Origin of the sequence: Cedecea davisae DSM 4568 (assembly GCF_000412335.2) — a bacterium.
GTDB classification, from domain to species: Bacteria; Pseudomonadota; Gammaproteobacteria; order Enterobacterales; family Enterobacteriaceae; genus Cedecea; species Cedecea davisae.
The window spans coordinates 372,063-389,648 of record NZ_KE161030.1 but is presented as its reverse complement, the minus strand read 5'-3'; the positions used below and the strand labels follow the sequence as shown (position 1 = coordinate 389,648).

Annotated in this window: 16 protein-coding genes and 1 tRNA gene; 7 read left to right on the top strand and 10 right to left on the bottom strand. The window is 55.6% G+C overall.

The window, feature by feature from the left end; all coding sequences use genetic code 11:
* Nucleotides 1-39: 39 nt before the first annotated feature.
* The 3 genes from hldE to HMPREF0201_RS01890 are packed head-to-tail and all read right to left on the bottom strand — an operon-like array spanning nt 40 to nt 5,697.
* Nucleotides 40-1,467 (bottom strand): bifunctional D-glycero-beta-D-manno-heptose-7-phosphate kinase/D-glycero-beta-D-manno-heptose 1-phosphate adenylyltransferase HldE, encoded by a 1,428-nt coding sequence (gene hldE, locus HMPREF0201_RS01900; RefSeq protein ID WP_016534757.1) that lies wholly within the window; start codon nt 1,465-1,467, stop codon nt 40-42.
* Between the two features lie 49 nt (nt 1,468-1,516).
* Entirely contained in the window at nt 1,517-4,375 is a 2,859-nt protein-coding gene (gene glnE / locus HMPREF0201_RS01895; protein WP_016534756.1) for a bifunctional [glutamate--ammonia ligase]-adenylyl-L-tyrosine phosphorylase/[glutamate--ammonia-ligase] adenylyltransferase, read from the bottom strand.
* A gap of 23 nt (nt 4,376-4,398) precedes the next feature.
* Complete coding sequence (locus HMPREF0201_RS01890) at nt 4,399-5,697, bottom strand: CYTH domain-containing protein (protein WP_016534755.1); 1,299 nt, start codon at nt 5,695-5,697, stop codon at nt 4,399-4,401.
* 235 nt (nt 5,698-5,932) lie between these two features.
* On the opposite strand from HMPREF0201_RS01890, the gene HMPREF0201_RS01885 reads away from it, so the two are divergent.
* Entirely contained in the window at nt 5,933-6,553 is a 621-nt protein-coding gene (locus tag HMPREF0201_RS01885; RefSeq protein WP_016534754.1) for a TIGR04211 family SH3 domain-containing protein, read from the top strand.
* Between the two features lie 81 nt (nt 6,554-6,634).
* Nucleotides 6,635-7,876: a multifunctional CCA addition/repair protein gene (locus HMPREF0201_RS01880; RefSeq protein WP_039899092.1), complete on the top strand. Its 1,242-nt coding sequence runs from the start codon at nt 6,635-6,637 to the stop codon at nt 7,874-7,876.
* 14 nt (nt 7,877-7,890) lie between these two features.
* Here the strand turns inward: HMPREF0201_RS01880 and bacA are convergent, their stop codons facing one another.
* Both bacA and folB read right to left on the bottom strand, forming a co-directional pair.
* Nucleotides 7,891-8,712, bottom strand: a complete 822-nt coding sequence (bacA, locus tag HMPREF0201_RS01875) for an undecaprenyl-diphosphate phosphatase (RefSeq protein WP_016534752.1) — start codon at nt 8,710-8,712, stop codon at nt 7,891-7,893.
* A gap of 115 nt (nt 8,713-8,827) precedes the next feature.
* Nucleotides 8,828-9,196, bottom strand: a complete 369-nt coding sequence (gene folB / locus HMPREF0201_RS01870) for a bifunctional dihydroneopterin aldolase/7,8-dihydroneopterin epimerase (RefSeq protein ID WP_016534751.1) — start codon at nt 9,194-9,196, stop codon at nt 8,828-8,830.
* A 107-nt stretch (nt 9,197-9,303) separates the two neighbouring features.
* Between folB and plsY the strand changes: the two genes are divergently transcribed.
* On the top strand, nt 9,304-9,954 hold the full coding sequence (gene plsY / locus HMPREF0201_RS01865; protein WP_016534750.1) for a glycerol-3-phosphate 1-O-acyltransferase PlsY: 651 nt from the start codon (nt 9,304-9,306) through the stop codon (nt 9,952-9,954).
* A 26-nt stretch (nt 9,955-9,980) separates the two neighbouring features.
* Here plsY and tsaD read toward each other — a convergent pair whose 3' ends face one another.
* Nucleotides 9,981-10,994, bottom strand: a complete 1,014-nt coding sequence (gene tsaD / locus HMPREF0201_RS01860) for a tRNA (adenosine(37)-N6)-threonylcarbamoyltransferase complex transferase subunit TsaD (protein ID WP_016534749.1) — start codon at nt 10,992-10,994, stop codon at nt 9,981-9,983.
* A 249-nt stretch (nt 10,995-11,243) separates the two neighbouring features.
* Between tsaD and rpsU the strand changes: the two genes are divergently transcribed.
* The 3 genes from rpsU to rpoD all read left to right on the top strand — a co-directional run bounded on the left by rpsU (nt 11,244) and on the right by rpoD (nt 15,353).
* The gene (rpsU, locus tag HMPREF0201_RS01855) at nt 11,244-11,459 is read left to right on the top strand and encodes a 30S ribosomal protein S21 (protein WP_001144069.1); all 216 of its coding nucleotides are present in this window, start codon (nt 11,244-11,246) and stop codon (nt 11,457-11,459) included.
* Between the two features lie 152 nt (nt 11,460-11,611).
* The gene (gene dnaG / locus HMPREF0201_RS01850; RefSeq protein WP_039899090.1) at nt 11,612-13,357 is read left to right on the top strand and encodes a DNA primase; all 1,746 of its coding nucleotides are present in this window, start codon (nt 11,612-11,614) and stop codon (nt 13,355-13,357) included.
* 151 nt (nt 13,358-13,508) lie between these two features.
* A complete protein-coding gene (gene rpoD, locus HMPREF0201_RS01845; protein ID WP_016534747.1) occupies nt 13,509-15,353 on the top strand; it encodes an RNA polymerase sigma factor RpoD in 1,845 nt (614 codons plus the stop codon).
* Nucleotides 15,354-15,426: 73 nt separating this feature from the next.
* Here rpoD and mug read toward each other — a convergent pair whose 3' ends face one another.
* Entirely contained in the window at nt 15,427-15,933 is a 507-nt protein-coding gene (gene mug, locus HMPREF0201_RS01840; RefSeq protein ID WP_016534746.1) for a G/U mismatch-specific DNA glycosylase, read from the bottom strand.
* A 126-nt stretch (nt 15,934-16,059) separates the two neighbouring features.
* Between mug and HMPREF0201_RS01835 the strand changes: the two genes are divergently transcribed.
* A tRNA-Ile gene (locus HMPREF0201_RS01835) sits at nt 16,060-16,135 on the top strand.
* A 109-nt stretch (nt 16,136-16,244) separates the two neighbouring features.
* On the opposite strand, the gene HMPREF0201_RS01830 is transcribed toward HMPREF0201_RS01835, so the two are convergent.
* From HMPREF0201_RS01830 to HMPREF0201_RS01820, 3 genes are read right to left on the bottom strand one after another with little or no spacing between them, the layout of a single operon-like run.
* Complete coding sequence (locus HMPREF0201_RS01830; RefSeq protein ID WP_016534745.1) at nt 16,245-16,730, bottom strand: Hcp family type VI secretion system effector; 486 nt, start codon at nt 16,728-16,730, stop codon at nt 16,245-16,247.
* A gap of 4 nt (nt 16,731-16,734) precedes the next feature.
* Entirely contained in the window at nt 16,735-16,998 is a 264-nt protein-coding gene (locus tag HMPREF0201_RS01825; protein ID WP_016534744.1) for a hypothetical protein, read from the bottom strand.
* Nucleotides 16,973-17,494 carry a DUF2778 domain-containing protein gene (locus tag HMPREF0201_RS01820; protein ID WP_016534743.1) on the bottom strand — a complete coding sequence of 174 codons (522 nt, stop codon included), beginning with the start codon at nt 17,492-17,494 and terminating at the stop codon, nt 16,973-16,975. The genes HMPREF0201_RS01825 and HMPREF0201_RS01820 overlap by 26 nt, the downstream gene beginning before the upstream one ends.
* Nucleotides 17,495-17,586 lie beyond the last annotated feature (92 nt).

Below are 17,586 nucleotides of genomic sequence, written 5' to 3'. Positions count from 1 at the left end.
ACAAAGCCCTCTTTCGAGGGCTTTTTTCTACCGGCTGGATCAGCCGTTGTTCTGGATCTTCTTGATGATATTGGTGGTGGAGCAACCGTCTTCGAAGTTCAGCACCATCACTTCACCGCCGTTGGCCCAGACCTCTTTGCTCCCGGCAATCTGCTCAGGCTTGTAGTCACCGCCCTTTACCAGGCGATCCGGCAGGATCTCGCCAATCAGGCGCTGCGGAGTGTCTTCTTCGAACAGCACCACCCAGTCCACCGCTTCCAGCGCCGCCAGCACGATCATACGCTGATCCTGCGGGTTAACCGGGCGGGTTTCACCTTTCAGGCGTTTAGTAGAAGCATCGCTGTTCACCGCCACAATCAGGCGATCGCCCAGCTTGCGGGCATTGGCGAGGTAGGAAACGTGGCCCGCGTGCAGAATGTCGAACACGCCGTTGGTCATCACCACGCGCTCGCCGCGCTTGCGTGCTGCCGCAACAGCCACTTTCAATTCGGCCTCGGTCATCACGCCAAAGCCGGTTTCTGAACGACCGCGCACCGCATTCTCCAGCTCAACCGGAGAAACGGTAGAAGTCCCGAGCTTGCCGACTACAACGCCCGCCGCCGCATTGGCAAAGTAACAGGCTTCTTCCAGAGAATTGCCCGCCGCAAGCGTGGCCGCCAGCACGCCAATCACCGTGTCACCGGCACCGGTCACGTCGTAAACCTCCTGCGCCTGGGTCGGCAGGTGGAACGGCTCAATACCGGGTTGAAGCAGCGTCATGCCCTGCTCGGAGCGGGTCACCAGCAGCGCAGAAAGCTCGAAGTCGGCAATCAGCTTCATGCCGCGATCCACCAGCTCGGCCTCGGTTTTGCACTTGCCGACAACCGCCTCAAACTCGGACAAGTTCGGCGTCAGCAGCGTCGCGCCGCGGTAGCGCTCAAAATCGCTGCCTTTCGGGTCGATTAGCACCGGCACTTTAGCTTCACGCGCCAGGCGAATCATCTGCTGCACGCTAGCCAGCGCGCCTTTAGCGTAGTCAGAGAGCACCAGGGCACCAATATGCGGCAGCGCCTGGCTAATACGTTCGTGCAGCGGCTCAGGATCTACACCCTCAAAACCTTCTTCGAAGTCGAGGCGGATCAGCTGCTGGTTGCGCGAAAGCACGCGCAGTTTGGTAATGGTCGGATGGGTCGGAACGGAAACGAAGTCACACTTCACGTTTACGCCGGCCAGGCTCTGGCTTAGCGCACGAGCCGCGTCGTCGATACCGGTCAGGCCAGCCAGGCGAGAAGCCGCACCCAGCGAAGCGATGTTCATCGCCACGTTAGCCGCGCCGCCGGGGCGCTCTTCGATGGTGTCCACTTTTACCACCGGCACCGGGGCTTCCGGGGAAATACGGCTGGTTGGACCGTACCAGTAGCGATCCAGCATCACATCACCAACTACCATGACGCCTGCACGGCTGTATTCGGGCAGCGTTACTTTCATTCCTGACTCTCCAGAGAGGGGATTATTTTTGCGCGGGATAATAACATATTTACACCTCCACGCGCGTTTGCGGCTCGCCAAGCCACGTATTCCAGCTGTGCCGCACCTGTTCGCGCTCTTCAACAAACAAGTCCAGGGCAACGTTACCCGGAAGCTCCTGTAGCGCCAGATGGTGAAGCTCATCGCGCAGCGTGACGTAAGCGTGGGTCAGGGCTTTGGCCTCTTCCTCGCTCATAATGTCGTTTTGCGCCATCAGTTCCAGAATACGCACGTTATCCGACCAGCGGGTTAACTTCGGCGCTTCGCTGGCGTAACGCAGCACCAGATACTGAGTGATAAACTCGATGTCGGTTATCCCGCCTTCATCGGCTTTAATATCAAAGCGATCGCGGTGTTTATTGCCGAGGTGGGCGCGCATTTTTTCACGCATTTCGCGCACTTCAACCTGCAACTTTTCACCTTCACGCGCGGTACAGAGAATATCGCGGCGGATCGCCTCAAACTGGCGGTTAAGCGCCGGGTCGCCGTAGACAACGCGGGCGCGCACCAGGGCCTGATGTTCCCACGTCCAGGCCTCGTTTTTCTGGTAATCGGCGAAAGCTTCAGCGGTGGTGACCAACATGCCCGCCGCGCCCGACGGCCTGAGGCGAGCATCGACTTCATACAAAATCCCCGTCGAGGTGCGCGTGCTGAACAGATGCATGATTCGCTGCGCCAGGCGCAGGTAGAACTGACGGCCGTCGATTTCACGCTCGCCGTCGGTCATCACTTCCATCGGGCAGTCGTGCAGGAACACCAGATCCAAATCAGAGCTGTAGCCCAGCTCCCAGCCGCCGAGCTTGCCGTAGCCCAGCACGGCAAAACCGCGGCCTTCTCTGTCCTGCAAATGCTTCGGCTGGCCATAGCGCGCCACTATTTGCGTCCAGGCTCGCTGCACGACCGAGTCGAGAATCGCCTCCGCCAGCCAGGTAAGGTGGTCGCTGACCTTCATCACCGGCAGCGTTCCGGCGATATCCGCCGCCGCCACGCGCAGCATCTGCGCCTGCTTAAACTGGCGTAACGCCTCGAGCTGTTGCTCTTCGTCTTCGTCCGGCACCCGCAGCAGGTACTGGCGCAGCTCGTCGCGGTAGGCATCCATCGCCGTTGGCTGGTAGAGCGTACTCGGGTCGAGCAGCTCGTCGAGCAGCAGCGGATAGCTGGCCAGCTGCGCGGCAATCATTGGCGATGCGGCGCAAAGGGAAATTAAATGCTTCAGCGCACCGGGGAATTCGCTCAGCAGTTCCAGATAAGTGGTACGAGTAAGAATACCGAGCAGCAGCGGGATAAGGCGGGAAAACGCCAGCGGTGCGTCACCCCGGGAGCAAGCTTCGCTCAGCAGGCGCGGCATCAGATGATCCAGCACCTGGCGGCCACGCGGGCCAAGGGTTCGCTTATCAATATCCCGGCGGAAATCGCCGAGCTGCTTCAGGACTTCATCCCGCTCCTGCGCCGTCAGATGAGCGAGCACAGGTGTGTTTTCATCGGCGTCCAGGGCGTCAATCCACAGCTCACGCCACGCTTCGGAAACTTTGTCCTCACCGGCTTCCGGCTCGTCGTCGCCAATCAGGTCGTTAAAGACCTGGCGCACGTCGCTCATGTGTTGTTGCAGCGTGCCCTGGAGTGCATCCCAGCCGGCGGCCTGCATGCCCCACGCCAGCCGGGCGCGATTTAACTCGTCGCCGGGCAGAGTTTGCGTCTGCTCGTCGTTGATGCTTTGCAGCAGGTTTTCCAACCGCCGCAGGTAGAGATAGGCCGCACGCAGCTTTTGCGCGTCCTCTTCGGGCAGCAGATGAAGCTGCTGGATAGCTTCCAGCGTGGGCAGCAACGAACGGGATTGCAACGAAGGCTCACGCCCGCCGCGAATCAGCTGGAAGACCTGAACGATAAACTCGGTTTCGCGGATACCGCCCGCGCCAAGTTTAATATTGTCCGTTAGCCCCCGACGTCGCACTTCACGCGCAATCATGCCTTTCATGTTTCGCAGGGACTGAATGACGCTGAAGTCGATGTAGCGGCGGAACACAAACGGCCGCAGCATGTTGCGCAGCTCCTGGCTCCAGACATCGCCGTTATCGCCCATTATCCGCGCTTTCACCATCGCGTAGCGTTCCCAGTCGCGCCCCTGCTCCTGGTAATAATCCTCCAGCGCGGCAAAACTCAGCACCAGCGGGCCGCTCTCGCCAAACGGACGCAGGCGCATATCCACGCGGTAAACAAAGCCGTCCTGAGTCGGCTGGTCGAGCACCTTAATCAGGCGCTGCCCCATGCGGGTAAAAAACTGGGCATTATCCAGCTCGCGCCGCCCGCCGCGGGTGGAGCCGTTTTCCGGCCAGGCAAAAATCAGGTCGATATCCGAGGAGAAATTCAGCTCCCCGCCGCCCAGTTTGCCCATACCGAGGATCAGCAGCGGCTGCGCCTCTCCCTCCGCATTGCCCGGAGTGCCCCATTCGCGGCAGCAGGCGTCATAAAGCCAGTCGCGAGCGGCAACAATCAGCGTCTCCGCCAGCACACTCAGCTGTTGCAGGGTGCTTTCGGTCGCCACCTGCTCCAGCGCCTGCGACCAGGCGATACGCACCATAATTCGACGACGAAAAAGCCGCAGCGCCTTCATCAGCGCCGCTTCGTCATACACTTCCCGTAAATCATGCTGCAACCAGGCGGCGTAGTGCTGCCATTCGTCCGCCTGCGGCGCGGCCTGCTGCAATTCCTGCAGCCAGGCCGGATGCGCCACCACGCTATCACCAACAAAATCACTAATAGCCAGCACCGCGCGAGCTTCGTCGCTGAGTGTCCGGGAGTCAATCTCTTGCGGCAGGCGCGGTAAAAACGCCTGCAGGTGCTGCTGTAATAAAGGAGTAAGCGGCATCATGGTGGGTATCCGTTGCCAGTCAGTTATTTCCCGCTATGCAGCCAGAAAGGTGCCTGCGAGATCGCTTCGTTTCTGTAATGCTCAATTTCGATGTGCTGGCGCGTCATAATGGCGTGGCGCAGGCCCTGCCAGTTTTCCAGCCAGGGCTGAGATTGCTCATCGGGGTAAACGCCGGCAAGCAATCGAATGGCGTCAGTTTCACGCGTCAGGCGCGGCAGCTGGTCACCGTAGCTGTCGCCGAGCGGGCGCTGGAAGGCACCTTTCAGCTCCGCTGCATGACGGGAGAGGTTTACGTCGGCAAAGCGTTTGAACGAACCGTCCAGCTTGTTGCGGCTTTTCTCATCGATATACGGCTGCCACTGGCGCTCCACCAGCCAGCGGGTCAGCGCCAGTTTGGTCGCGCTTGCCTGGGCGCTGTAAACCACGGCCTCGGCTTTCTCACTCCCGGCAAGGCGGGTTTCAAAAGCGATCAGCTGGTCACGTAAGTGAGTGCTCGCTTTACGAGGGATAATGCCGCCAAACAGCGCCAGGGCATGGCGCACCAGGCCTACGGCATCAATCACCTGCTGCTTAGCCGCTTTGCTGCCGGAGAGCCACAGCTCCTCATGATAAAGCCAGTGGCCCAGGGCAAGCTCCAGAGAACCTTCCAGGCCCTGCTCAACCGTGGCCTTAGCCGCCGGATGCAGCACACTAAGCGGTTTAATCTCTCTTGCCGCATTACCCTGAGCGAGATGATACCCGCGTGCCGCCTTGCTCAGGCTCCCCTGACGCAGCCCCGGCTCGGTCACCAGGCTTTCCGCCAGCGCCAGTAAATCCGCGGTTTCACCCGACAGCAGCTCAAGCTCCAGCTCGCAAATAGGCTCCCGGTGCTCCCCGGCTTTGACTTCACCGCGGTCCAGAGCAAGTTCGATGCGGCTTGTACCCTGAGTAACTACCCACTTTTCACGCTCAAAATCGGTGCTGAATAGCGGCTGAACTTCCGTCTGCAAAGCGGCAACGTCCAGCCCTTCAGGCCACACTTCAGCGGGCAGCAGAGCGAGATCCAGCTCGGGCTTGCTCAGCTCTACATTGTATTCAGGGCGCTGATGCAGGCCGCCAGTGACGCGCCCGGCGATTTTCATCGTCATTTCGTAGCGCCCGGCATCACCTCGAATGCGCAGCCCCATATCGTGACGACGCAGCAGTTTATCTGCGGTTTCGTAATAGATATTCAGAAGCTGACGAGGGTCGCTGTGTTCGCCCGGCAGGGCATTCAGCTTGTCACGCAGCGCATCAAGCGCCGCAGGGTTAACGATAAATTTAAGTTCGATTTCCTGAGCCATGTCTTATTTACTTTCGTTTACGTCACGCCGGGCAATTTCCCGGCGAACTAAATAGCGTCGATTAGGTCTGTAGATAGTACGACAAAATACCCTCTCGGGTAGCGAATTTGCGGTAGTGCAGCAGCGCCAGTGGTTAAAATGACATCAGGATGATTCTCATTCAGGTTTCCGGATTGCGCCTTCAGACTGTTGCCACTACTATCGTTCCACACTTAATGAAAATAACGACGAACTAATGCACAAATTACGCCTGATTTGCCTTACTTTGCTCTCTCTTAGCGTTTCCGTAGTGGCCCATGCCGAAGAAAAACGTTATGTCTCTGATGAATTAAACACCTGGGTCCGTAGCGGCCCGGGCGATAACTACCGCCTGGTTGGCACAGTCAACGCAGGGGAACAAGTCACGCTGCTGCAAAGCAATGAAGAAACCAAATACGGCCAGGTGCGCGACAGCAGCGGCAAAACATCCTGGATACCGCTGGCGCAGCTCAGCACCAATCCAAGCCTGCGTACCCGCGTGCCGGATCTGGAAAATCAGGTTAAAACCCTGACCGACAAGCTGAATAACATCGACACCACCTGGAACCAGCGCACCGCAGAAATGCAGCAGAAAGTTGCCCAGAGCGACACGGTAATTAACGGCCTGAAAGAAGAAAATCAGCAGCTTAAGAACCAGCTTATCGTCGCCCAGAAAAAGGTAAATGCCGCCAACGTGCAGCTGGATGATAAGCAGCGCGCCATCATTATGCAGTGGTTTATGTACGGCGGCGGCGTGGCTGGCTTTGGCCTGCTGATTGGCCTGCTGCTCCCGCATATGATCCCAAGCCGTAAAAAGAAAGACCGCTGGATGAACTAAAGGCGATACATTAGCCGTTGCTTCCCCCTCGCATCTACACTTACCATTCGTGGTTCAAAAATGGCGCTTGGGGTGCAAAGGGTGAAGATTTATCTGGTCGGTGGTGCAGTACGTGACGGGTTATTAAAACTGCCGGTTAAGGATAAAGACTGGGTTGTGGTCGGCGCGACGCCGCAGCAAATGCTGGACGCTGGCTACCAGCAGGTTGGCAAAGATTTTCCGGTGTTTCTGCATCCGCAGTCCCGCGAAGAGTACGCCCTGGCGCGTACCGAGCGGAAGTCGGGCCAGGGTTATACCGGTTTTACCTGTTATGCCGCACCGGACGTCACGCTGGAGCAGGATTTACTGCGCCGTGACCTCACCATCAACGCCATTGCCCAGGATGAAACCGGCGAGCTAATCGACCCTTATAACGGGCGTTCGGATATTGAGCGTCGTTTATTACGCCACGTTTCCCCGGCCTTTAATGAAGATCCGCTCCGCGTTCTGCGCGTGGCGCGTTTTGCCGCACGTTACGCCCATCTGAATTTCCTTATCGCTCCCGAAACGCTGGCCCTGATGCGCGAAATGGCCGATAACGGCGAGCTGGCCCATCTCACCGCCGAGCGGGTCTGGAAAGAGACGGAAAATGCCCTTAGCAGCCGTAACCCACAGGTTTATTTCTCGGTGCTGCGCGAGTGTGGCGCGCTGAAAGTTCTGTTCCCGGAAATCGACGCTCTTTATGGCGTACCGGCTCCGGCCAAATGGCACCCGGAAATCGACACGGGGATCCACACGCTGATGACCCTGTCGATGGCGGCCCAGCTCAGTCCGGAAATTGATGTTCGCTTTGCCACTCTCTGCCACGACCTGGGCAAAGGGCTGACGCCGAAGGAAAAATGGCCAAGTCACCACGGCCACGGCCCGGCTGGCGTCAAGCTGGTGGAACAGCTCTGCGCTCGCCTGCGCGTGCCGAATGAAATCCGCGACCTGGCGAAGCTGGTGGCCGAATTCCACGATCTGATCCATACCTTCCCCATTTTACAGCCAAAGACGGTGGTCAAGCTGTTTGACGCCATTGACGCATGGCGTAAACCGCAGCGGGTAGAGCAAATCGCCTTAACCAGCGAAGCCGACGCGCGCGGAAGAACAGGCTTTGAAGCCAGCGATTACCCGCAGGGAAGAATGCTGCGAGCCGCCTGGGCTGCCGCTCAGAGCGTGAGTAATAAAGAGGTTATCGAGGCAGGATTCAGCGGCCCGGCTATTCGTGAAGAGCTGACTAAGCGAAGAATAAAAGCGGTTGCGGCCTGGAAGGAACAGCATTGCCCTCAGCCTCAAGGCTAAGGGCAACATAAACACTAGGTAAAGATGAAGAACACCACTGCGGCCACCACGAAGCGATAAATCGCAAACGGGATAAACGAAATACGTTTAATCAGCTGCAGGAAGGTTTTGATGGCGATAAGCGCAACGATAAAGGCGGTGACAAAACCGACGGCAAACATAGGCAGGTCGCCCATCGTCAGGAAACCGATGCTCTTGTAGAGATCAAGCACCGTTGCGCCCATCATCATCGGCACCGCCAGCAGGAAGGAAAACTCGGAAGCCGCATAGCGGCTAACGCCCATCAGCATCCCACCGGAGATGGTTGCGCCCGAGCGGGAGAAACCGGGCCACAGCGCCAGACACTGGAAGCAGCCAATCATAAAGGCCTGACGATAAGTAATATCGTCCACCCCTTCCGCACGCGGCTTTTTCGGCTTCAGGCATTCCGCCGCAATCAGCAGCACGCCGCCAACGACCAGGGCATACATCACGTTAATCGGGTTAAACAACGACTTAATCATGTCGTGGAAAATAAGCCCAAGCACCACCGCCGGCACCATACCCAACAGGATATGAATCAACGAAAGACGCCCGGTTCCGGTGCCTTCATGCTGAGGCGGACGGCCAAAATGAATGCCAATCAAACCAAACAGACGACGCCAGAACATCACCACAACCGCGAGAATAGAACCAAGCTGAATGACCACTTCGAAGGTTTCGGCGGTCTTGCCTTCAAAGCCCAGAAGGTGACCAACGATAATCATGTGCCCGGTAGATGATACCGGCAAAAACTCGGTTAACCCCTCAACTACGCCAAGAATGGCGGCAATCGCCAGAGTTGGTAGATCGCTCATTACTTAACCCTCATCCCCAAAATAGACACAAAAAAACGGCCTACGCTGTGCGTCTGCCGCAAAAGATACGTTGATAAGACCAGGCTACCGTGGTTTGGTTTTATGGCCGCAGTAATTATTTGCTTTGTTTCAGATTATTGCCACGTTCAATCACCACCCCAACGTTAGCCGCCTGAGCAACCGCGCCGGGTTTACTGACTTTGAGACGCACCCAGGGCGAATTAAAGCGGGCAAGTAGCAGTTGAGCAACTTCTTCAGCTACGCGTTCAACCAGCGCAAAACGGCCGCCGCTGACGTGCTTAATGACCGCCTCGCTGACATCCGCATAGCTGAGACAGTCGCTCACGTCATCGCTCCCTGCCGCCTTACGATTATCCCAGGCCATTTCGATATCGAACACCAGCTTCTGCTCAATGGTCTGTTCCCAGTCGTAAACACCAATGGTAGTGATTACGGTAAGTTGCTCTATAAATACAATGTCCATCACGCCCTGCCCGGTTTTTAGTCATGCCGGATACCACTTCCGGCGAAATATGCGTATTATCCACAGATGCAAAGAAGACTTCGACACTTTCAACATGGAACAGCGTTATGAGTGCAATCGCGCCTGGTATGATCCTCCTCGCGTATCTTTGCGGCTCCATTTCTAGCGCCATTCTGGTTTGCCGCATTGCCGGTCTCCCCGATCCACGCGAGAGCGGCTCCGGTAACCCAGGAGCAACCAATGTATTACGTATTGGTGGTAAAGGCGCAGCCGCAGCGGTACTAATTTTTGATGTGCTGAAAGGCATGTTGCCGGTATGGGCCGCCTATGCATTAGGCGTCACGCCCTTCTGGCTCGGGCTGATAGCCATTGCCGCCTGCCTGGGCCATATCTGGCCAGTCTTCTTTAAATTCCGCGGCGGTAAAGGCGTGGCGACGGCATTTGGCGCCATCGCGCCCATCGGCTGGGACTTAACCGGCGTGATGGCCGGAACCTGGCTGCTAAGCGTGCTGTTGAGCGGCTATTCTTCTCTCGGCGCAATTATCAGCGCGCTGATCGCCCCGTTCTACGTGTGGTGGTTCAAACCGCAGTTTACCTTCCCGGTAGCGATGCTCTCTTGCCTTATCCTGATGCGTCATCACGATAATATCCAGCGCCTGTGGCGCGGGCAGGAATCAAAAATTTGGTCGAAGCTGCGCCGCAAGAAAAAAGCAGCAGCGCCGGAAGAAATAAAAAAAGAAGCAACAAAAAAGGAGTGATTTCTCACTCCTCTTTTCAACGCTTATCAGGCGGCGGGTAATTCTGCCAGCGGCCAGCGCGGCCTGACGCTGACGCTCAGCTCACCCGATGTTCCGGCCTTAAGGCGGATCATGCCGGCATAGGCAATCATCGCGCCGTTATCGGTGCAAAACTCAGGGCGGGCGTAGAACACTTCGCCGCGGCGTTTTGCCATCATCTCTGCCAGCTTTGCCCGCAGCGTGCGGTTGGCGCTCACGCCTCCGGCCATCACCAGGCGCTTAAAGCCGGTTTGGTCGAGGGCTCGTTTGCATTTAATCGCCAGCGTATCAACCACTGCATCTTCAAAAGCGCGGGCGATGTCGGCTCGAGTCTGGTCGTCGTCTTCGTTCCCACGGATGGTATTCGCGGCGAAGGTCTTCAGGCCGGAGAAGCTGAAGTCCAGCCCCGGGCGGTCGGTCATCGGGCGCGGGAAGGTAAAGCGCCCTTCGGTGCCCTGCGCGGCCATTTTCGACAGCAGCGGTCCGCCTGGATAGTCCAGCCCCAACAGCTTGGCGGTTTTATCGAAGGCTTCACCAGCCGCATCGTCAACAGACTCGCCCAGCAGCTCATATTTACCGATGCCGGTCACGCTAATCAGCTGCGTGTGGCCGCCGGAAACCAGCAGCGCCACAAACGGGAACTCAGGAGGATTATCTTCCAGCATCGGCGCAAGAAGGTGCCCTTCCATATGGTGTACCGGTACGGCAGGAACATCCCAGGCAAACGCCAGCGCGCGGCCGACGGTTGCACCAACCAGCAGAGCGCCAACCAGGCCCGGCCCGGCGGTATAGGCCACGCCGTCAATATCTTTTGCGGTTAAGCCCGCCTCTTTTAACGCAGCCTGAATCAGCGGCACGGTTTTGCGTACGTGATCGCGGGAGGCAAGCTCCGGCACCACGCCGCCGTAGTCAGCGTGAAGTTTCACCTGACTATACAATTGGTTGGCTAATAACCCTTTCTCATCGTCATAAATGGCGATGCCGGTTTCATCACAGGATGTCTCGATTCCCAGTACACGCATGGCTAGTTTTACCTCTTTGACCCGGCGCGAAGTTTAATCCCGCCGCCCTCCTTTGTAAAACTTTGCTGCCCCAGGCCGCTGCTAATCGTGTATAATCCTCGGTCCTGGAAGATACCGGCCCTAAAAGCCAGGTTTCTGGTCGTTCGGTGCTTTACAAAGCAGCAAGAGTTGCAGTAAAATTCCGCACCATTTTGAATTAAGCTGGCACATAGGCCAGCGGCAAACCGAATTATTAAAGGTGAGAGTTACATGCCGGTAATTAAAGTACGTGAAAACGAGCCGTTCGACGTAGCACTGCGTCGCTTCAAACGTTCCTGTGAAAAAGCAGGCGTTCTGGCGGAAGTTCGTCGTCGTGAGTTCTATGAAAAACCGACTACCGAACGTAAACGCGCTAAAGCTTCTGCTGTGAAACGCCACGCGAAGAAACTGGCTCGCGAAAACGCACGCCGCACTCGTCTGTACTAATCTTCTGAGGATTCACTCCTCAAATCAGACCGAGTAGTAGTTATAAGGCCGTGCTTCCGAAAGGAATGCGCGGCTTATTCTCGTTTATAAACTGACATATCCCTGAGCTTTTAGGCCACCGCCTGAGAGATGACGGATATAGCATGGGGCCTATGGCTGGACGAATCCCGCGTGTCTTTATCAATGACCTGATCGCTCGCACCGACATCGTCGACCTGATCGATGCTCGCGTGAAGCTGAAAAAACAGGGCAAAAACTACCACGCGTGTTGTCCATTCCATAACGAGAAAACCCCCTCTTTCACCGTGAACGGTGATAAACAGTTTTACCACTGCTTCGGCTGTGGCGCACACGGTAACGCCCTCGACTTCCTGATGAACTACGACAAGCTCGAGTTTGTAGAAAGCGTTGAAGAGCTGGCGACCATGCACAACCTTGAAGTGCCGTACGAAGCTGGCAACGGCCCAAGCCAGATAGAACGCCACCAGCGCCAGAGCCTGTATCAACTGATGGACGGCCTTAACGCCTTTTATCAGCAATCCCTGAAGCTGCCCGCTGCCGAACCGGCTCGCCAGTACCTGGGAAAACGCGGCCTGAGCGACGAGGTTATTGCCCACTTTGCTATTGGTTACGCGCCCCCGGGCTGGGACAACGCGCTAAAACGCTTCGGCGGCAACAGCGAAAACCGTCAGGCGCTGACGGACGCAGGCATGCTGGTCACTAACGATAAAGGCCGCAGCTACGACCGCTTCCGCGAGCGGGTGATGTTCCCGATTCGTGATAAACGTGGCCGGGTAATCGGATTTGGTGGGCGCGTGCTGGGCGACGGCATGCCGAAGTACCTGAACTCCCCGGAAACCGATATTTTCCATAAGGGCCGCCAGCTGTATGGCCTGTATGAAGCCCAGCAAAGCCAGCCGGAACCTGCGCGCCTGCTGGTAGTCGAAGGGTATATGGATGTGGTGGCCCTGGCACAGTACGGCATTTCTTACGCCGTCGCCTCCCTTGGCACCTCCACAACCGCAGACCACATCCAGCTCCTGTTCCGGGTAACGGATAACGTGGTTTGTTGCTATGACGGCGATCGCGCCGGGCGGGATGCGGCATGGCGAGCGCTGGAAACTGCGCTACCTTATATGACGGACGGTCGTCAGCTGCGTTTCATGTTCCTGCCCGACGGTGAAGACCCGGATACGCTGGTTCGTAAAGAAGGGAAAGAAGCGTTTGAAACGCGGATGGAGCAGGCTCAGCCGCTCTCCACTTTCCTGTTTAACAGCCTGATGCCGCAGGTTGATCTGAGCACTCCGGACGGCCGGGCGCGTTTAAGTACCCTCGCGCTGCCGCTGATTAGCCAGGTCCCCGGCGAAACGCTGCGCATCTATCTGCGCCAGCAGCTGGGCAACAAGCTCGGCATTCTGGACGACAGCCAGCTTGAAAAGCTGATGCCCAAACAGGTCGATGGCGTAACGCCTCGCCCCGCGCCTCAGCTAAAACGCACAACCATGCGTATACTAATAGGGTTATTGGTACAAAACCCGGAACTGGCTCCTCTGGTCCCCCCACTTAGCGGGCTGGACGCGGCAAAACTGCCGGGGTTAACGCTGTTTAGCGACCTGGTAAATGCCTGCCTGGCCCAACCTGGGTTAACAACCGGGCAGCTTTTGGAACAATATCGCGGAACAAATGAAGCCGCCACCCTTGAAAAACTCTCTGCGTGGGACGATATAGCAGATAGAGAGATTGCTGAAAAAACGTTCACCGACTCGCTGGATCATCTGTTCGATTCCGCGCTCGAGCTGAGGTTTGAAGAATTAATGGCACGTTCCAGGACCGAGGGGCTAACCCCGGCGGAGCGTGAAGAAGTTCGTGTGATAACTGAGTCACGCGCCAAAAAGTAGATTCGCGGCTTAACTGCCGAACATTGATCGGGTCACCCCCGAACGCCGCACGGACGGGCTGCGGCATAAAAATAAATTGGCCCTCGTAACGTTATTGTTGGCGGCAACGCCTACCGACACAACCCTAATACTGAAGTGTGGATACCGTCTTATGGAGCAAAACCCGCAGTCACAGCTCAAGCTTCTTGTCCAACGTGGTAAGGAGCAAGGCTATCTGACCTATGCCGAGGTCAATGACCATCTGCCGGAAGATATCGTCGACTCCGATCAGATCGAAGACATCATCCAAATGATCAACGACATGGGCATTCAGGTGATGGAAGAAGCCCCTGATGCCGATGATCTTTTGCTTGCTGAAAACTCTAACAGCACCGACGAAGATGCGGAAGAAGCTGCCGCTCAGGTGCTGTCCAGCGTGGAGTCCGAAATCGGACGTACCACCGACCCGGTGCGCATGTACATGCGCGAAATGGGTACCGTTGAGCTGTTAACCCGCGAGGGTGAGATCGATATCGCTAAGCGTATCGAAGACGGTATCAACCAGGTACAGTGCTCGGTTGCCGAGTACCCGGAAGCGATCACCTATCTGCTGGAGCAGTACGATCGCGTTGAGGCCGAAGAAGCTCGCCTGTCTGACCTGATTACCGGCTTTGTCGATCCGAATGCCGAAGAAGACCTCGCGCCGACCGCCACTCACGTTGGTTCTGAACTCTCTCAGGAAGAGTTGGACGACGATGAGGACGAAGACGAAGAGTCCGACGACGACAGCTCCGACGACGACAACAGCATCGACCCGGAACTGGCTCGCGAGAAATTTGGCGAACTGCGTAAGCAGTACGAGCTGGCTCGTGACACCATCAAAGCGAAAGGCCGCAGCCATGCTGACGCCGCCGCCGAGATCCAGCAGCTGTCTGAAGTCTTCAAGCAGTTCCGCCTGGTGCCGAAGCAGTTCGACTACCTGGTCAACAGCATGCGCGTCATGATGGATCGCGTTCGTACTCAAGAACGTATCATCATGAAACTCTGCGTTGAGCAGTGCAAAATGCCGAAGAAAAACTTCATCACCCTGTTCACCGGCAACGAAACCAGCGAAACCTGGTTCAACGCTGCAATCGCAATGAACAAGCCGTGGTCTGAAAAGCTGCACGATGTTTCGGATGACGTTCACCGCAGCCTGCAGAAATTGCAGCAGATTGAAGAAGAGACCGGCCTGACCATCGAGCAGGTAAAAGACATCAACCGTCGCATGTCCATCGGTGAAGCGAAAGCCCGCCGCGCGAAGAAAGAGATGGTTGAAGCCAACTTGCGTCTGGTTATTTCTATCGCCAAGAAATATACCAACCGTGGCCTGCAGTTCCTCGACCTGATTCAGGAAGGCAACATCGGCCTGATGAAAGCGGTTGATAAGTTTGAATACCGTCGTGGTTATAAGTTCTCAACTTACGCCACCTGGTGGATCCGTCAGGCTATCACTCGCTCCATCGCCGACCAGGCGCGTACCATCCGTATTCCGGTGCATATGATTGAGACCATCAACAAGCTCAACCGTATTTCGCGCCAGATGTTGCAGGAGATGGGCCGCGAGCCGACGCCGGAAGAGCTGGCTGAACGTATGCTGATGCCGGAAGACAAAATCCGTAAAGTGCTGAAGATTGCTAAAGAGCCTATCTCCATGGAAACGCCAATCGGCGACGATGAAGATTCGCATCTGGGTGACTTCATCGAGGATACCACCCTCGAGCTGCCGCTGGATTCTGCCACCTCCGAAAGCCTGCGTTCCGCAACTCACGACGTGCTGGCTGGCCTGACCGCGCGTGAAGCGAAAGTTCTGCGTATGCGCTTCGGTATCGATATGAATACCGACCACACGCTGGAAGAAGTGGGTAAACAGTTCGACGTTACCCGCGAACGTATCCGTCAGATCGAAGCGAAGGCGCTGCGCAAACTGCGCCACCCGAGCCGCTCTGAAGTGCTGCGTAGCTTCCTGGACGATTAATCGGTTCCGAAAATTAATCTGTTCCAAAAACAAAAAGCTCCCGTCCGGGAGCTTTTTTTTGCCTTAAATTTAACTACCGGCCGCGCGCCGCCAGCGACTCATCAAGCTCCTTATAAGACTCGACCAGCTTCTCCAGCGTCGCCCGATTCAACCCGCTGGGATTCGGCAAAATCCACACCTCGGTCTCACCAATCGTAATATCCTGCCTGCCCCACTTTGCGCCACGCTGGTTAAAGGCCTGCTCAAACGCCTGCTTCCCGAGAATAGCCAGCACGCCCGGCTGGTAGTCCAGCATCTTATGTACCAGCGCTCTGCCGCCGTCACGCAGCTCCTGGAGCTTCACCTCGCTGGCCTGCACCGTGGGCCTTTCTACCAGCATGGTAATGCCGCAGCGGGTATCCAGCAGCTGCTGTTCTTCTTCGGGCTTGAGCAGCTTCTCGGTAAACCCGGCCTGATGAATCACCTTCCAGAAGCGATTCCCCGGATGAGCAAAATGAAAACCGGTATGTGCCGAGGACTTGCCGGGATTAATGCCGCAGAACACCACACGCAGCCCCGGAGCCAGAATATCGTGGATCATGCCTGGTACCTGAAGTTATGAATGAGCGATAAGTATAAGGGTTTGATTCACAATTGTTTATAAAAACAGCAGACGCCATATAAGCGCTGGATTGCAGCTTACAGTTACATTATAATTCAGCGCCACGGCCCCTTAGCTCAGTGGTTAGAGCAGGCGACTCATAATCGCTTGGTCGCTGGTTCAAGTCCAGCAGGGGCCACCAAATAAAACAAGGAGTTAGATGAGAAATCGTCTGACTCCTTTTTGTTTTGATAGAGGTACTTCCAACCGAAATCCCCCTATAAGTACAGGGCAAAATCTCCCTTGTGAACTTAAGTTCTGACATTCCAGTCGTCCGTATACTGCACATTGCCATCAACGTATCGCCATGTAATTTTGTCGTACATCAAAGATACAGACTCCATATGGTTGATCTGCGCATTGCCTGACATCTTAGCGTTTGGCATACCCGGGTTAACCCCCGTTATCTTCACTCCTTCAATAGTCATTACAAAATAACATTCCTCCTGCCCTGCATAATTAATGCGATACCAACGGATTTCGGCGCTTTTCAGTGTCTGACCTGTCGCTACGGCTTTGTAGAGATAAGGGCTGGAACTATCAAACTCCTTTTCGAGCATCATCGGGGAGTGCGAGCGTTTGCCGGTTATTTTGCCGCCAGAGCTATCAACAGGGGTATTCAACCCGTGACTAAATCCAACAACTTCAATACTGCCTTCCCGATCCTGAACATCTACAGAACCTTTAATATCCGCGCCGCCATCGTCTTTAAGCCACATATAAGCTGGAATAGGCATAACTTTAACTCCTTATTTTTTTAATTAACTTCATAGTTATTAAATAGATAATCACTGATAACGTCATTACCGATATAATATCGATATAAAAGTAAGCGTCATATATTGATTCCGCATTTACATCACCATCAACCCATTGAGCAACCCGACTGGCAAGAGCGTGATTAACGTAAAATTCTGGGTTTCCCAGGGAGTAAATAACGGAAAGCAAAATAAGAGCGAAAAAAATAACTTTGGCCACCTTACGGGCAAGTGTTGGTAATGCCATTAGCGACCACCTCCACCCAACCACGGGCCATAAGAGATTTCATGCAAGGAACCTGCATTCGGGGTGAATTCATCAACGCATTGTGGATAAGAGCGTAATCAGAGTTATGCGGAATCGTTATGCAACCTTCCGAAATGTGTCCTGGGTGAAGCCTGAATAACCCCCTGTGCACATTGTTGATCCAAGTACCATCATCAATCCCCCAGTCATCCCTGTACAGAGCGAACCATTCGTCCCGTCCAAAGGTAGCGCCCCATCGGAGCTTGTTCCATGAATCCTGTACTCCAGCTTTAACGCCAGAGAAGAAACCGCCATTACCTCGTTCAACAATCCAATATTTACCAGGGGGAAGCGGGCCATCACCTTTTATACCGCCGCATGCTCCCTTATTGCGGTAGGCTCCATTACCAGAAAAAGCTAAAAAAGTACCTACGCCACATAGACTAAATGGGGCGTAATCGGCACCATTCAGGATGAACTTTCCTTGTAAAGCCATAAACCACCATATCCATATTTATTTATGGCATAAAATGATAGGCGATTTATTTAACGCGACAACACAATTCAGCTGATTTACTACTATGCCGG

Coding starts and splice junctions, on each gene's coding strand:
- dnaG (WP_039899090.1), top strand. CDS start 11,612: ATGGCTGGACGAATCCCGCGTGTCTTTATCAATGACCTGATCGCTCGC.
- hldE (WP_016534757.1), bottom strand. CDS start 1,467: ATGAAAGTAACGCTGCCCGAATACAGCCGTGCAGGCGTCATGGTAGTT.
- HMPREF0201_RS01830 (WP_016534745.1), bottom strand. CDS start 16,730: ATGCCTATTCCAGCTTATATGTGGCTTAAAGACGATGGCGGCGCGGAT.
- rpoD (WP_016534747.1), top strand. CDS start 13,509: ATGGAGCAAAACCCGCAGTCACAGCTCAAGCTTCTTGTCCAACGTGGT.
- plsY (WP_016534750.1), top strand. CDS start 9,304: ATGAGTGCAATCGCGCCTGGTATGATCCTCCTCGCGTATCTTTGCGGC.
- HMPREF0201_RS01890 (WP_016534755.1), bottom strand. CDS start 5,697: ATGGCTCAGGAAATCGAACTTAAATTTATCGTTAACCCTGCGGCGCTT.
- tsaD (WP_016534749.1), bottom strand. CDS start 10,994: ATGCGTGTACTGGGAATCGAGACATCCTGTGATGAAACCGGCATCGCC.
- glnE (WP_016534756.1), bottom strand. CDS start 4,375: ATGATGCCGCTTACTCCTTTATTACAGCAGCACCTGCAGGCGTTTTTA.
- mug (WP_016534746.1), bottom strand. CDS start 15,933: ATGATCCACGATATTCTGGCTCCGGGGCTGCGTGTGGTGTTCTGCGGC.
- HMPREF0201_RS01825 (WP_016534744.1), bottom strand. CDS start 16,998: ATGGCATTACCAACACTTGCCCGTAAGGTGGCCAAAGTTATTTTTTTC.
- HMPREF0201_RS01820 (WP_016534743.1), bottom strand. CDS start 17,494: ATGGCTTTACAAGGAAAGTTCATCCTGAATGGTGCCGATTACGCCCCA.
- folB (WP_016534751.1), bottom strand. CDS start 9,196: ATGGACATTGTATTTATAGAGCAACTTACCGTAATCACTACCATTGGT.
- bacA (WP_016534752.1), bottom strand. CDS start 8,712: ATGAGCGATCTACCAACTCTGGCGATTGCCGCCATTCTTGGCGTAGTT.
- HMPREF0201_RS01885 (WP_016534754.1), top strand. CDS start 5,933: ATGCACAAATTACGCCTGATTTGCCTTACTTTGCTCTCTCTTAGCGTT.
- rpsU (WP_001144069.1), top strand. CDS start 11,244: ATGCCGGTAATTAAAGTACGTGAAAACGAGCCGTTCGACGTAGCACTG.